The following is a 14,697-nucleotide window of genomic DNA, read 5'->3' on the forward strand; positions in this document are numbered from 1 at the left end:
GGGGGCTTTAACCTCAACGGACAAGGAGTGAATAACGTGAATGATTTGCAAATAGTAAATGAGGCATTTGCGACGATATTAGAAATCATTAATCCGAAACAAGAGGAAAGTCGCGAAGAGAGCGAATAGCTTTTAAAAGAGATTAAAAAGCCCTTTAAAGCCAAAAAGGAGGATAGGCTTAAAAAAAGTCCTCCGCTTTTTTAAAAACTCTCACATCTTTAAAAAATACAAGCACAAGGCTACGGAGGACAAAGGTCTTCTGTTACCTTGTGCTTTTTGTATTTAGATGTGAGAGCGACAAAGATAATTAATTAAAATTAAATATAGAAATGACAAAATTCAACTACAAAGAACAGCATGCTGTCATCGTGAAGTGTAGTAGCGAGGAGGAGCAAAAGAAAGTTTTTGAACAACTTAAGAATTTAGGGTTTAACGATTTAAAGATAGTATCAGTATGAGAATTGAAGTAAAACACACTTGCGAAAATTTCAAAAGTTTTCGAGCAGAGAAAGTAAAATCATTGTTCAATGCGGAAAGCGGGCACGAGTGGGAACACATTGCAGAACTACCAATAGAGGATAGCGATTGGCAAATAGGGCTTATTGTCGGAGCTTCCGGAAGCGGTAAGACTTCTATCGGTTCAAAAATATGGGAAAACGGCATTATAAATCTCAGAGAGGGATGGAATGATGATTTGCCTATTATTGAAGATATAGCTCCCGATAAATCAATGGATGAAGTAACCTCTGCTCTTTCTGCAGTAGGACTTGGAGATGTACCCGCGTGGCTGCGTCCATTCAAGGTATTAAGTAACGGAGAGCAATTTAGAGCAGGCTTAGCGCGACTTATTTGTGAAGATAAAGACAAAATAGTAGTAGATGAGTTCACATCTGTGGTGGATAGGCAAATAGCTAAGATAGGAGCCTCCGCGTTTGCTAAAGCGTGGAGAAGAAAAGAGAAAAGGCAAATAGTGCTTCTTTCTTGTCATTACGATATTATAGAGTGGTTGCAACCAGATTGGGTTTATGATACGAGATTGTCGGAAGTAAAAAAAAGTCCCAAAACGACCACCTATCAAGCTGGAAATTTGGAAAACAAACGGAACTTGGTGGAAGCTGCTATTTGAAGAGCATCATTATCTGAAAAGCTCTCTATCTATTGCTGGGGAATATTATATAGGTATTATTGATGGAAAGCCCGTTTGTCACTTAGCATTCACACCCTTCTTTCAAGTAAAAGCATACAGAGCAGTCCGCTTGGTAGTATTACCAGAATGGCAGGGGGTAGGGATAGGTTTAAGATTCTTAGAAGAATGTTGTCAGATGTATTTAGAGGGCAAAAATAGGGCGGAAAAATGTTATCCTACTTATTTCAAGACATCTCACCCCAGACTTATAAAAGCCTTGTCTAACAGCAAGAAATGGCGTTTTAGCAACCAATCTCTTTACGGAAGCAACAAGCTTAGAAATATGAATAGTATCCGTAAATCAAGCAAGAGTGATATAGCGAGAAAAAATATCGGATACGGCGGTCATTTTAGAGCGACTTGCAGCTTTAAGTATCTTGGAGAATAATAATGAAAGCCTCGTGTTTTTACGGGGCTTTTTTTTTGGATATTTCGTTTTACAAAACTGGATATTTCGTTTTGCGGATTATACTTATGATGATGTAGAAAGAATAAATAAATGGATTTTTAGTGAAATATTGGATGATGAAAATAGAATTGGACATCTCAGTAGTCGCGGATCTAATGATTTTCAAGGACAGAGTTCTGTCAATATAAATAGATATATTGTAAAATTATCCGACAGAAGTAATAGGAGATATAGGTCAACATTAAATATTGATAAGCAAAATTTAATCAAAGTAATAATCTATTTTTCCGCTCGTCATTGCATTGCAGCCGATTGGCTCAACGATCGTGACCAATTCCTCTACCCTAATGACGGATGGAAAACGGATAAAGAATTTCAAAGTGATTGCTTGGCGTTTACGATTTTTCATTCTCAAAACAGAATTTCTTCCCAAGAAGGTATAAACCACTGGATACCCTTTACCGAACAAGAAGTAGATGCCAAAGAGCGTTTTGAAAGCCATTTTATGACGGATTTCTTAAAAGGTAAATTAGGCAATAAAAAAGAAGAAAACCAACTGTTTACCTCATCATCAGACGAACAACCCACCTGCCTGATTCCCGAAGCTCCTATCTCCTTTTCGGCGGAAGCACAAGCTGTTTTTGATGCCGGAAAAGAACTTTGGAAATACTACCATACACAAACAGATGCCAATCCGAATGCAAGTCTATACGACATTAGGGCTCATTTCCAAGGGCGTAACGACAAAGGGAAAATGAATGCCAAAAGCGATGACGCTGCATATACCGGACTGATGAACAATCTAAAAGAAAACTTAAAAAATTTAGCTGAAAAAATCACACCAAAAGTATATGCGTATGGTTTTTTGAGAGAATAATAAGATAAGTATTTAGCTGAAAAACAGTCCTCTTAATAGAGACACCCACCGTAGTGGTAATTTTCACGAACTTAATTGGACTCGCCCGAGATTTTCAGGGCATTGCAGGCTTTATATCTATCTCCCCGTCATACGGATTCTTTCACAAGTCATCTGCACTATAAAATTATAAAAACTTTTTATAACTGTAAAGTTTTCAAGAAATTAAAACAGTCTATTAAGCCAAGCCAGACTCTGCAAAATTTGAAATAAGAAATTTTTCTTAATTTCGTGGCTTATTTAATACTTATGGGGTTAGACGGAAAAAAAATACTAATCGGAATAACGGGGGGAATTGCCGCCTACAAAATCAATTATCTGGTAAGAGCTTTGGTGAAAGCTAATGCAGAAGTAAAGGTAATTATGACACCTTATGCCGAAAAATTTACCTCAAAATTGGTCCTTTCTACATTGTCTAAAAATCCTGTGTACTCGGATTTTTACAATTCTAATTCGGAATGGAACAGCCATGTAGAATTAGGGCTTTGGGCAGACGCCATGGTGGTTGCCCCTTGTACCGCTAATACATTGGCAAAAATGAGAACAGGATTATGCGACAATATTTTATTAGCTACCTACCTCTCTGCCAAGTGCCCCGTATTCATTGCTCCGGCTATGGATTTGGATATGTACAAACACCCTTCTACCCTGTCTAATATAGAGGCTCTCGAGAGCTTTGGAAACACCATCATTCCCGTCGAAAACGGGGAATTAGCCAGCGGACTAAGCGGCGAAGGAAGACTCGCAGAACCGGAAACCATATTTCAGATACTGGATGCCCATTTCAATCAACAAAAATCTTTAGACCAAAAAACGATACTCATTACCGCAGGTCCTACCTACGAAGCCATAGATCCTGTAAGGTTCATTGGCAATCATTCTTCGGGAAAAATGGGCTATTCCATAGCTAAAACCTGTGCTGAAAGAGGGGCAAAAGTCATCCTCGTTTCGGGGCCTACGAATGAAAAAGCATCTCATAAAAACATAGAAATCCATAAAGTAACTTCCGCAAAGGAAATGTACAAAGCGGTATTCAAGTTTTATGAGAATGTAGATATTGCCATCGCAAGTGCAGCCGTAGCGGACTATGCACCTAAAATAACCTCCAAAGAAAAAATCAAAAAAAGCGATGACACGCTGTCCATAGAATTAGTAAAAAATCCGGATATCCTAAAAACGATGGGCGAAAAAAAAAACCATCAATATTTAGTAGGATTCGCTTTGGAAACGGAAAATGAGGAACTTAATGCCAAAACAAAATTAGACAAAAAAAACTTGGATATGATTGTACTAAACTCCCTAAAAGACAAAGGTGCAGGCTTCCAAAGTGATACCAACAAAATAAAAATCATTACTAAAGGTGATATAATCGAATTTCCTGTAAAACCCAAAAACGAAGTGGCTGACGATATCCTAAACTTCATTGAAAAAAATATAAAACACTAATGAAAGCTCTAATATTCGCTGCCGGAAAAGGCACACGCCTACGCCCTTTCACGGACCATCACCCAAAAGCATTGGCCCCGGTCAACGGCAAACCATTATTGGAACTAAATATCTTATTCTTGAAAAAGTTTGGTATCAAGAATTTTGTCATTAATATACACCACTTTGGCGAACAGATAGAGAATTTCCTCAGGGCAAACAACAACTTTGGCGTCAATATTGAAATATCAGACGAGAGAAAAGAACTATTGGAAACAGGCGGCGGACTAATATTTGCAAAAAAATTCTTAGAGTCGGAACAAGATTTTTTGATAATGAATGCCGACATTCTCACAGACTTAAATATTACAGAACTTATCTCTTACCACAAAAAAAATGATAAAGTAGCGACACTTGCCGTGTCCGATAGAGAAAGCTCCAGAAAACTATTATTTGATGACGGGCTAATACTGAGAGGCTGGAAAAACTTAAAAACAGGCGAAGAAAAACTCACAAAAAAAAATACTAACCTTAGAGAATTGGCGTTTAGCGGCATTCACTGTGTGTCCTCCAAAATCTTTGACCATATCAAAAGAAAAGGAAAATTTTCCATTATGGAAGAATACCTTGATATGATGGCAGGCAGATTGATTATAGGGTTTGAACACCGTGCAAAGCTGATAGATGTGGGAAAACCCGAAGCCATTTCTTTAGCAGAAAAAATATTTAACCATTATTAAAAAAAATGAACAACAACCGAATCGACGAAAAAATAAACGATGTATTCCGCCCTAAAACTTGGGACGAGAGCATCACACGAGACAGCTGGATGGTATTCAAAGTAATGGCTGAGCTGGTAAACGGCTACGAAACAATGGTAAAAGTAGGACCTTGCGTGTCTATTTTTGGTTCTGCCAGACTAAAACCCGAAGACGAATATTACCAAATGGCAACAGATATTGCAAAAAGGATAACAGACTTAGGCTTCGGCATCATCACAGGTGGTGGACCGGGCATTATGGAAGCTGGAAACAAAGGAGCTTTTGAAAACAATGGAAAATCAATTGGGCTGAATATAGAATTACCTTTTGAACAACATTTTAATCCCTTTATCACAAAAAATCTCGGGCTTAGTTTTGATTATTTCTTCGTAAGAAAAGTTATGTTTGTAAAGTATTCCCAAGGTTTCATAGTAATGCCGGGAGGCTTCGGTACTTTAGACGAACTGATGGAAGCACTTACTCTTATCCAAACTAAAAAAATCGGCCACTTCCCTATCGTGCTGGTAGGTTCCGAATTCTGGAGCGGACTTTTGGATTGGTTCAAAAACACTCTGCTCAAAAAAGGACTTATCGCAGAAGAAAATCTAAGCCTATTCCGTGTAGTAGATACCGCCGAAGATGCTGTAGCACACATTAAAGCCTTCTACGACAAGTACTCTATCAGTGTAAATTTTTAATTTTGGCATAATACTTGAGATATTGATTATAAAAAATAAACGAAAATGAAAAAGTTTTTAAGCATTATAGGTATTTTAACTCTATTATTAACGATGAGTTTTACCGTGAAGGATTTCTTCTCTTCTATGACAAAGGTAGATTATGACGAAAGTGCCAATACCCTAAAATTCACAACAAAACTCAACACAGACCATGTTTCTAAAGCAATAAATATAGACCCTAAAACCGCTTCTTTCGAGGCAGAAGTAAAGAAATATGTGAACAGCAAAATGAGCGTGTCTATTAACGGAAATTCCCAAAACCTCGTTTTTACAGGAAGCCAGACTCAAGGCGGAAGCGTGTGGATAAACTATGAAGTAAGAAATGTAACTTCCATCAGTACGATTAAGATTAAAAACGCGTTGCTTTTGGACATATATCCTAAACAACTAAATGTAGTAAATATATCCTACAAAGGCAATCAAAAAAATATGACCTTTACCAAAGGAGACGAAGTAAGCGAAGTTTCTTTTTAATTTCTCATAATTATTTAGTAAGAATAGGTTCCGAATTTTTTGGAGCCTATTTTTTTATTTTCTTTTTTTCAAATATCACCTCCACGATTTTACCTCCCACCCACGAGAACGGAAAAAATACAAGGAAAATCGTAATCTTATAAAAAGTAGGATGATACGGAAAGACAACGACATCTATCATTGCTAAAAAAAGCAAAATAAAACCAATAAGTATTGCATAAGCTACTTTAGCACGAGGAACAATAACAGCTGTAACCACTCCGCCGATAGTAGCGGCGACACCGGAAGAAATAAGCAATGCCACGAAAAAATAATTTTCGTGGTGGTCTTTCGCTGCAAAAAGGACACTCCCCCAATGTTCAAAAGGCGAAAAAGAGTCGTAATTTACCCATGAAGGATTTAGCCTGACCCCCACGGTAATGATAACAAAAGACATTGCTAATCCTACTATTACTCCTAATGTATTCCTTATAAACTCCATCTAAAACCTATGTGCTATCATTGATATTTCTACACTTACATTCTTTGGTAGACAGCTTACTTCTATCGTCTCCCGAGCCGGAAGATTCTCCATATCCATATAAGATGTATAAATATCATTCATTACAGCAAAATCATCCATATTTTTAAGGAAAATTGTTGTTTTGACCACATTGGAAAAAGTGAGTCCCGCTTCTTCCAATATTACTTTCAGATTTTTCATTACCTGATGGGTTTCATCCTCTATCCCATCCTCTAACTGCCCCGTTTCCGGATTCAACGGTATCTGCCCCGATATGTACAAAATTCCATTGATATAATTTGCTTGGGCATAAGGCCCTATGGCAGCAGGAGCTTTTGGTGTTGAGATAATTTTTTTCATATCCATCAAATTATAATAACACAAAGATAATTTTTTTATTGGAATTTCAGCTAAAAATCATTACTCGTTTGTGGAAAACTTCTATCTTGGTACTTCACTGCATCTTTCAGTATATTTGCCTTAATACCTATATAAAAGTCATAAACCTTGTATCGCCCAAAAGGAACCCAATTAAAATTAATCGTGAAACTTCTCTGGTTTCTTGAAAATCCCAATCGCGTATATGCCAATTCCTTATGTATAAAATCATAATTAGTGCTTCCTGTAATATTCCAATAAGGTGTAAGGGCTATACTGCCGTCTATGCCTACAGTAGCCACCTTAGAACCAAATCGACTGAGAGAACGCGTATAGCTGTAGGTAGAATTGACATTGAGCGACCAAGGCTGGCTGAAGTGGGCGTAGCCGTCGTCATCAAAATAATAAGCCTCGCCCATTACCGCACCTTTCTTCTTGTAAAGCTTGGCATAGTCTTTTTTCTCGTCTCCTGTAAACAATTCATTATTAAGCGGAAAAGACATTTGCACATTAAAATTCTGAATGCTAAAATGGCCAAACTGCTCCAAACGCTCACCGACATCACTCCCCGGATGATAGACTATCTTATATGGGTCTAACGACAAGCTCGTATTGATATTAAGCTTGTTTTTGAAGAACGAAGACTGTGTACTGATACTGAATACAGACCACTTAAATTTGGGTGCGGCAAAGTTATAGCTCCCCGATATGTTTAAGTTTTCAAATATTTTAATTTTTTTCACGCCTAAGGAATCCTTACGAGAGCGTACTTTCATTTCTAAGTTATTGTTAATATTAAAACTTATGGATTCGGAAAGCCCTCTGGACGGACTGCCAAACACGGTTCCGTCAAATATGGAATACAGCGACTGTGCTCCCGAAGCATCATAGAAATTTTTGTAATACCCCCAGCCAGCATTCCCAAAATCAGGAGTATAAGAAAATCCGACACTCGGGGTAATCATATGCCTTACGGCTTGTATAGAAGCACCTTTTCTAAAATTCTTTTGCCCGTACAATACCGTTTGCAAACTTGCTGAAGTAGAGAATGTAGAATACCCCGCCAAGCCTTTATTATAAGTATTTTCCACTACATTAAGAATAGGATTATAAGACTTCTGCAAAGTTTTCGTAGTAAGGACATTCTGCATATTGACCCCCAGGGAAAAAGTAAAATACTTGAATACGGTGGTATTTGTACTAATGGATAATGGTATCTGGACTCCGGTCTGCATCTTGTCCCACATTCTCTTTGTAAATACTTCATTCTGGTTGGTATTCACATAGTTGTTAAAATTCAAACTTGTATTGACATTAATATTTTGCAACAATCCTTCTCTTACTCCCGATTTGGGATTGAATAAATAAAACTGGTTAACCGCTACATTGAGCTGAGGTAGCCTGATATTAGTCTCCCCTGTTGCAAAATTTTGAGAATAAGAGGCACTTCCCGTAACTGTAATAGGCAGGTTCAGAAAACGCTTGGTTACACTTATGGAAGAGTTCTGCTGGGTATTGAGGACATTCTGATTAAATATATAATTATTATTGATGGTATTATTATAAAACTTACTGCTGACAATATCCACAGATGCCGAAAAATTAAAGAAAGGATTGGCTTTAGAGTCTTGCGTGTGCGTCCAGGCGATACGGTAGGTTCTCGATTTGGAGTAATCGCTAAGTCCTTTTATCCCCCTCACGGTATTCCCTATGTCTGCAGAAAAACTGCCAGAGTATTTATATCTATTTCTGTACGATAACTCCGGACGAATATTCCAGCTTCCCTTCGTATAAAAATCGGTATAAACCTTTAAATCAAAATGGTCACCTATAGGCTGATAGTATCCTAAATTATTCAAGAAAAAACCAACATCTATACGCTCTCCAAAGCTCGGTATCAAAAGCCCGGCAGATCTCTTGGACGAAAAAGGCAAAATAGCAAACGGCAAAACCAAAGGCGTAGGCACACGCTCTACATACATCTGAATGGGACCTGTGATGACTTTGGAACTTTTTCTTCCTTTTACTAATTTAATATTCTGGGCTAATAGATAATAATCGGATACCGTATCTTTCTTTTTAATGAAATAATCATCCGTAGTATAGAGTCCATTTCTCATATAGAAGACAGAGTCATTTACTTTTTTTGTCTTTTGGGCAACTATCACTCCCTCCTGCTCTTCTGTTCTGGCATTATAGGCGATGGCTTTTCTGGTTTTGAAATTGAATTTCACCTCATTGTATTCGTATTTTTGTCCTGCCTGAACAGAGGCTGCCGGTTTTATGATTTTACCATTTTTGTCTATTTCTCCTCTCGCATAGATATCTCCTGTCTCCCAATTGATAGAAATATAATCTGCTTCTATCGTCATATCCATATACTGGATTTCTGCATTTTTTTGGAGGAAAGTCATTTTCTTTGGAATGTCATTACTCATATTTAGAGCCTTACATTTCACCGTACCCTCCAGCTCCTCTTTCTGGGATTTTAGAGAGTCTTTGGTGCTTACCTCATCCGTTCCTACATTTGCAGTTTTCTTAGTTGCAAGTTTTTGCTGTGCAAAAAAACTGTTAAAAATTAGGATAATTAAAATTTGTAAAGTATTTTTGAAACCGTTTTTAGCCAATTTTTTTATGGATATTTGGTGTCAAAATTAAATAATTTTATAGAAATGAACATACTTAAAGGTATATTTAACTTAAAAAAAATTTTCACTTTAGTTCTATGTATAATATTTATAGGGCTTAATGCTCAAAAAAAATTCACCATCGTCCTTGATGCCGGACACGGTGGTAAAGATACCGGCACAAAAACCTACTATTCGGATTTGGGAATGGTCAACGAAAAAGATGTTACGCTCGCAGTAACCCTGAAGCTGGGAAAACTATTAGAACAAAACAAAGATATAAAAGTCATCTACACCAGAACAGCCGATGTCTATCCTACCCTTGGTGATAGAACAGACCTCGCAAACCGCGTAAAAGCCAGCCTATTCATATCCCTACACTGCAATGGTGCAGGTGCAAGGAAAGCCCCTTATGGTACAGAAACCTTTGTGCAAGGTCCAGATCAAAACGACACAAACTTGGAGGTTGCTAAACGCGAAAACGATGTAATCTATTTGGACTCCGAAGACCGAAAAAAATTCTCCAGCTACGATCCAAAATCGCCGGAATCTCTCATTGCACTGAAACTTCAGCAAAGTAAGTATTTAGAAGCGAGTTTACTATTCGGAAGCTATGTAGAAGACAATTTCGTAAATAACGACCACCGCCTCTCCAGAGGGGTGAAACAAAAAAACCTCCATGTACTAAGGCTCAATGCAATGCCTTCCGTACTTATAGAAATGGGATTCATCAGCAATCCTACGGAAGCCCATTATCTGGCGTCGGAAAACGGACAAAATGAAATCGCAAAAAGCATCTATGAAGCCATTATCAAATATAAAAATGTTGTCGAAAAAAAAGAGACAAGAAATAGTAGCTTTAACTCTGCAAACAACACTCCCACAAAACCTAAGGAGCAACCTCTAAAGAATGACTATCGTGTGCTTTTGATGTCTACTCCCGAGAGGTTCAACACTAATGATGTGGCGCTCAAAGGGCTTAACTATATTTTTGTAATGAAAGAAAACGACCTTTATAAGTATTACTACGGTACGACTAACCTTGCCTCTATAAGAGACAACAATGTAAAAACAGCTAAAGGAGCAGGATTCAGAAATGCCGTAGCAATAGGTTTTATGCCTAATCAATCTTTAGCAAACGGCTACTACACTCTCGAATTGATCGTAACAGAGAAAAAATTAGGTTCAGACTCGTTTATTCTAAACCTTTTAAATGGAGTAAAAAGAACAAAAAAACACGGAAAATTCTACTATACCTATGGTAATTTTAAAAAGATAGAGGATGCCATAGATACGATGAAAACTCTTAGCAAAAAAGGAATCAACAATATTGTGATAGAAAAAGTTGAATAAAATTTGCTGATTCAAAAAATATTTTTATTTTTGCAGTCCCAAAAAACAACGGCCTATTCGTCTAGTGGTTAGGACTCAAGATTTTCATTCTTGCAACAGGGGTTCGATTCCCCTATAGGCTACAAATTAGCAAATAAAAAATTTTAGAAAAAATTTTGTAGTTTAAAAAAAATGCATATCTTTGCACCCAAGTTTTAAGAATTATGGCAAATCATAAATCAGCACTCAAGAGAATCAGACAAAACGAAGCGAGAAGACTTCGTAACAGATACTATCACAAAACAGCAAGAACAGCCGTGAAAGTATTGAGAAATGAAGAAGATAAAAAAGTGGCTTCTGAGCAGTTACCAAAAGTAATTTCTCTTATCGATAAATTGGCTAAGAAAAATATCATTCATAAAAACAAGGCTTCAAACTTGAAAAGTAAGCTAACAAAACATGTAAATAGCTTAGGTTATTGATTATTAAAACTTATTATGGCCCGTTCGTCTATCGGTTAGGACTCAAGATTTTCATTCTTGCAAGAGGGGTTCGATTCCCCTACGGGCTACAAAGTCATCCAATTTAGGATGACTTTTGTTTTTATATTAAACCTAATTTCAACAATATGAAAATACTCATCATCAATGGTCCCAACCTCAACTTACTCGGAACACGAGAACCCGAAATATACGACTCCCGACCTATGAATAGTATTTTGGAAGAACTTAACCAAGAGTTCTCTTCCACAGAAATCATTTACTTTCAATCCAATATAGAAGGGAAAATCATAGACTGCTTACAAAAAAACGATTACGATGCCGTTATCATAAACCCAGGGGCTTACACGCATTATTCTTATGCCATAGCAGACGCTCTAAAAAACATCTCAAAACCTAAAATAGAGGTTCATATCAGCAATATCTATCAGAGAGAGGAATTCCGCCAAAAGTCTGTCACGGCACCCTATACCAATGGTATTATTTCCGGATTCGGATTAGACAGTTACCGCTTGGCAATGTTATCTTTAATCCAAAAATAAAATTAACTCAAAACAGATGGACAAAAACAAACTCCATTACGAAATATCAGGGAACGGCACCGAAAACCTTGTTCTTCTGCATGGCTTTATGGAAAACCTAAGTATATGGGAAGATATGGAGCCTTTTCTATCGGATAAGTTCAGGCTCATAAAGGTAGATTTGTTGGGACACGGGAAATCGCCCATTATATCGGACACACACACTATGGGTATGATGGCAGCAGAAGTAAAGATACTTTTAGACTCACTGAAAATAGAAAAATGCCATATCTTGGGACACTCTATGGGCGGATATGTAGCCCTTGAACTTGCCGAATTATTCCCCGATAGACTAAAAAGTATCACGCTGTTTTTCTCCACTTACTATCCCGATGATGATGCCAAAAAAGAGATGCGTAAAAAGAGTTTTAGGATTATCAAAGAAAACTTCAGAGCTTATGTCAATGCCGGCGTAGCCAATCTATTCAACCCTAACGAAAAATTATTACTAGCAGACAAAATAGAAAAAGCTAAAAATATAGCTCTTGCTACTACCCCCGAAGGTACCCTTGCCGCTACAAAAGGGATGATAGAGCGTACCAACAAAAGGAAAGTACTGAAACATTTAGATGCCAAAGTTTTGGTTCTAGCAGGGAAACACGATACGACGGTAAAAGTTTATAGCACGATAGTCCACCTCCCCGATAAACCTTCTGTAAAATCTTATATCTTAGACTGCGGACACAACGGACACTGGGAACGCCCGGAAATATGTGCCGCAATACTTAACAGAGAGTTGCTTTGGAATGTTTAGCACTCCGCTATATTTACAGAAATAGCTAAACCGCCCTCTGAGGTTTCTTTGTATTTGGAATTCATATTTTGAGCAGTATCCCACATAGATTTTATGACATCGTCCAAGCTCACCCTTGCGTGTTTAGGATCGCTTTCCAAAGCGAGGTTTGCGGCTGTAATAGCCTTTATCGCCCCCATAGAATTCCGCTCTATACACGGTATCTGAACCAATCCCTTGATAGGGTCGCAAGTGAGCCCCAAATGATGCTCCATTGCAATTTCTGCAGCCATCAATACTTGCTCCGGATTTCCTCCCAATATCTCAGTAAGCCCTGCCGCAGCCATAGCCGAAGATACGCCTATTTCTGCCTGACAACCGCCCGCCGCTGCAGATATCGTTGCATTTTTTTTGAACAATGTACCTATCTCCCCCGCCACTAACAAGAAACGAATAATATCATCACTCGTATTAAATTGCGTAAAAGACTGTGCATACATGAGTACAGCAGGGATTACGCCACTCGCTCCATTAGTGGGTGCCGTAATAATCCGCCCAAAACTGGCATTTTCTTCATTTACAGCAAGTGCAAAGCAAGATACCCACTTTGTAGTAGAAACAAAATCCGTTTCGGAGCCTGCTATCATCTCAAACCATTGGTCTATATTTTGATAGGTTCTGCCGCCTAAAAGTTTTTGATTAAGCCCTGCCGCACGGCGTTTTACATTAAGCCCTCCGGGCAATACCCCTTCTTTATTAACCCCTTTATAAATACATTCTTTTATCTGTTTCCAGATGTAAAGAGCTTCGGCTTCCGTCTCTGCTCTGTCTCTCCAAGATTCCTCATTGATATAAACCAAATCAGACATTCTATCCAAGCCTAATTTATCACAATAATAAAGGATATCTTTTGCCTTATGGCAAGGGTAAAGCGTACGAATGCACGACTGCTCAAGGGTATTATCTTCCTTTGTTGCTACGAAACCTCCTCCTACGGAATAATAATCTTGGGCAACTTCAGTTCCATCTTCAAATATCACTTTGAAAATCATTCCATTAGGATGGAAATCAAGATTTTTTTCCATATTAAGGACAAGATGCTTACCATACACGAAAGGGATTTCCTTTTCTCCGCCCAATAACAGCCTTTTCGATAATTTTATTTTCTCTATTTTTTCATCAATCTTAGTCGTGTCTATCGTTTTGAAATCTTCACCGCTAAGTCCTAAAATTCCGGCTATATCCGTACCATGCCCCACGCCTGTCTTTGCTAAAGAGCCAAAAAACTCTACGAAAATCTCCTTCACATTTTCCAACGGCTGAGTTCTGCGGATAAGTGCAAGAAACAATTCTGCTGCATTCCACGGCCCCATAGTGTGAGAACTGGATGGCCCTATCCCAATTTTTATAATTTCAAAAACACTTATAGACTGCATACTCTGTCAAATTTAGGGTGGCAAAGATAATTTTATTATCTAACATCTGAAAATTTCACTTAAAATTCGGGATACCTCATTTGCCTTTATCGCCGGAAAAAGGTGGGTTCCTCCTTTGATGATATAATCCGGGTTAGAGTTTTTTATAGGAAAAACGATATCCTTATCGCCTGATATTTGTATTGTTTTATGATTAGCACTAAACTGCCAATGCACTATTTTAGCAATAGACCACTTCAGATAATAAGCATCTTTTACCTTAAAAAATCGCATAACTTTAATCCCCTTAGACGTAATTAAATTCCTAAACCAAATATAAGACCGATAAGACTTCTCATTGAATATCCAAATAGGAATGAACGGTGCTAATCTTGTTCTTTGGAACATTTTCAATAAAAAAGGTTTCTCACTATCCGATTTTATAGAAGCCAAAATAACCACTTTTTCGGCGGGTATTATCTTGTCTATTTCTTGAACAATAAATCCCCCGAAAGAATATCCCATTAAAAAAAATCCTTCTTCGCCATTAATCCCCGAAGCCATTCTTTCTACATAATGAGGGAAACTCTCGTTTTTTTCGGGAACCAGCCAAGGTATAAATATCGGTTCTACCGTTTCGGGAAATTTTATTTTTTCTAAAACATCATAACCCGCACCGAGACCACTAATGATATACAATTTTTTAGGCATAATACTC

At 37.7% G+C, this 14,697-nt stretch carries 17 protein-coding genes and 2 tRNA genes; 14 read left to right on the forward strand and 5 right to left on the reverse strand.

Translation table 11 applies throughout. The annotated features are described in order from the left end of the window. Nucleotides 1–329: 329 nt before the first annotated feature. The 8 genes from BLS89_RS11210 to BLS89_RS06375 all read left to right on the forward strand — a co-directional run bounded on the left by BLS89_RS11210 (nt 330) and on the right by BLS89_RS06375 (nt 5,911). A complete protein-coding gene (locus tag BLS89_RS11210; protein ID WP_262501482.1) occupies nt 330–458 on the forward strand; it encodes a hypothetical protein in 129 nt (42 codons plus the stop codon). Continuing rightward, nucleotides 455–1,126 carry a hypothetical protein gene (locus BLS89_RS10820; RefSeq protein ID WP_221403655.1) on the forward strand — a complete coding sequence of 224 codons (672 nt, stop codon included), beginning with the start codon at nt 455–457 and terminating at the stop codon, nt 1,124–1,126. The genes BLS89_RS11210 and BLS89_RS10820 overlap by 4 nt, the downstream gene beginning before the upstream one ends. A gap of 130 nt (nt 1,127–1,256) precedes the next feature. Then, complete coding sequence (locus tag BLS89_RS10825) at nt 1,257–1,574, forward strand: hypothetical protein (protein ID WP_221403656.1); 318 nt, start codon at nt 1,257–1,259, stop codon at nt 1,572–1,574. After that, nucleotides 1,564–2,472 (forward strand): hypothetical protein, encoded by a 909-nt coding sequence (locus BLS89_RS06355; RefSeq protein ID WP_092736714.1) that lies wholly within the window; start codon nt 1,564–1,566, stop codon nt 2,470–2,472. Before BLS89_RS10825 ends, BLS89_RS06355 begins: the two co-directional genes overlap by 11 nt. Nucleotides 2,473–2,760: 288 nt before the next feature. After that, nucleotides 2,761–3,957: a bifunctional phosphopantothenoylcysteine decarboxylase/phosphopantothenate--cysteine ligase CoaBC gene (coaBC, locus tag BLS89_RS06360; protein ID WP_092736716.1), complete on the forward strand. Its 1,197-nt coding sequence runs from the start codon at nt 2,761–2,763 to the stop codon at nt 3,955–3,957. Beyond that, the gene (locus BLS89_RS06365; RefSeq protein ID WP_092736718.1) at nt 3,957–4,676 is read left to right on the forward strand and encodes a nucleotidyltransferase family protein; all 720 of its coding nucleotides are present in this window, start codon (nt 3,957–3,959) and stop codon (nt 4,674–4,676) included. Before coaBC ends, BLS89_RS06365 begins: the two co-directional genes overlap by 1 nt. Before the next feature lie 5 nt (nt 4,677–4,681). Next, nucleotides 4,682–5,395 carry an LOG family protein gene (locus BLS89_RS06370; protein WP_092736720.1) on the forward strand — a complete coding sequence of 238 codons (714 nt, stop codon included), beginning with the start codon at nt 4,682–4,684 and terminating at the stop codon, nt 5,393–5,395. Nucleotides 5,396–5,440: 45 nt separating this feature from the next. Then, nucleotides 5,441–5,911, forward strand: coding sequence for a DUF6702 family protein (locus BLS89_RS06375; RefSeq protein ID WP_092736722.1), 471 nt, complete (start codon nt 5,441–5,443; stop codon nt 5,909–5,911). Between the two features lie 46 nt (nt 5,912–5,957). On the opposite strand, the gene BLS89_RS06380 is transcribed toward BLS89_RS06375, so the two are convergent. From BLS89_RS06380 to BLS89_RS06390, 3 genes are read right to left on the reverse strand one after another with little or no spacing between them, the layout of a single operon-like run. Beyond that, entirely contained in the window at nt 5,958–6,392 is a 435-nt protein-coding gene (locus tag BLS89_RS06380) for a hypothetical protein (RefSeq protein WP_092736724.1), read from the reverse strand. After that, nucleotides 6,393–6,773 carry a RidA family protein gene (locus BLS89_RS06385; RefSeq protein WP_092736843.1) on the reverse strand — a complete coding sequence of 127 codons (381 nt, stop codon included), beginning with the start codon at nt 6,771–6,773 and terminating at the stop codon, nt 6,393–6,395. Between the two features lie 50 nt (nt 6,774–6,823). After that, nucleotides 6,824–9,418: a putative LPS assembly protein LptD gene (locus tag BLS89_RS06390; protein WP_092736726.1), complete on the reverse strand. Its 2,595-nt coding sequence runs from the start codon at nt 9,416–9,418 to the stop codon at nt 6,824–6,826. A gap of 45 nt (nt 9,419–9,463) precedes the next feature. On the opposite strand from BLS89_RS06390, the gene BLS89_RS06395 reads away from it, so the two are divergent. The 6 genes from BLS89_RS06395 (at nt 9,464) to BLS89_RS06420 (ending at nt 12,585) form a co-directional block, all read left to right on the forward strand. Next, nucleotides 9,464–10,771 (forward strand): N-acetylmuramoyl-L-alanine amidase family protein, encoded by a 1,308-nt coding sequence (locus tag BLS89_RS06395; protein WP_092736728.1) that lies wholly within the window; start codon nt 9,464–9,466, stop codon nt 10,769–10,771. Between the two features lie 50 nt (nt 10,772–10,821). Further along, a tRNA-Glu gene (locus tag BLS89_RS06400) sits at nt 10,822–10,893 on the forward strand. An 81-nt stretch (nt 10,894–10,974) separates the two neighbouring features. Beyond that, on the forward strand, nt 10,975–11,232 hold the full coding sequence (gene rpsT / locus BLS89_RS06405) for a 30S ribosomal protein S20 (protein ID WP_092736730.1): 258 nt from the start codon (nt 10,975–10,977) through the stop codon (nt 11,230–11,232). Between the two features lie 17 nt (nt 11,233–11,249). Beyond that, nucleotides 11,250–11,321, forward strand: a tRNA-Glu gene (locus tag BLS89_RS06410). A 57-nt stretch (nt 11,322–11,378) separates the two neighbouring features. After that, on the forward strand, nt 11,379–11,792 hold the full coding sequence (aroQ, locus tag BLS89_RS06415; protein WP_092736733.1) for a type II 3-dehydroquinate dehydratase: 414 nt from the start codon (nt 11,379–11,381) through the stop codon (nt 11,790–11,792). A 16-nt stretch (nt 11,793–11,808) separates the two neighbouring features. Continuing rightward, on the forward strand, nt 11,809–12,585 hold the full coding sequence (locus tag BLS89_RS06420) for an alpha/beta fold hydrolase (protein WP_092736735.1): 777 nt from the start codon (nt 11,809–11,811) through the stop codon (nt 12,583–12,585). Here the strand turns inward: BLS89_RS06420 and BLS89_RS06425 are convergent. Both BLS89_RS06425 and BLS89_RS06430 read right to left on the reverse strand, forming a co-directional pair. Further along, on the reverse strand, nt 12,582–14,000 hold the full coding sequence (locus BLS89_RS06425; protein ID WP_092736737.1) for an L-serine ammonia-lyase: 1,419 nt from the start codon (nt 13,998–14,000) through the stop codon (nt 12,582–12,584). The genes BLS89_RS06420 and BLS89_RS06425 overlap by 4 nt on opposite strands. A 39-nt stretch (nt 14,001–14,039) precedes the next feature. Beyond that, nucleotides 14,040–14,690, reverse strand: coding sequence for a hypothetical protein (locus BLS89_RS06430; RefSeq protein WP_092736739.1), 651 nt, complete (start codon nt 14,688–14,690; stop codon nt 14,040–14,042). Nucleotides 14,691–14,697 lie beyond the last annotated feature (7 nt).

This window comes from Riemerella columbipharyngis, assembly GCF_900101995.1.
GTDB classification, from domain to species: domain Bacteria; phylum Bacteroidota; class Bacteroidia; order Flavobacteriales; family Weeksellaceae; genus Riemerella; species Riemerella columbipharyngis.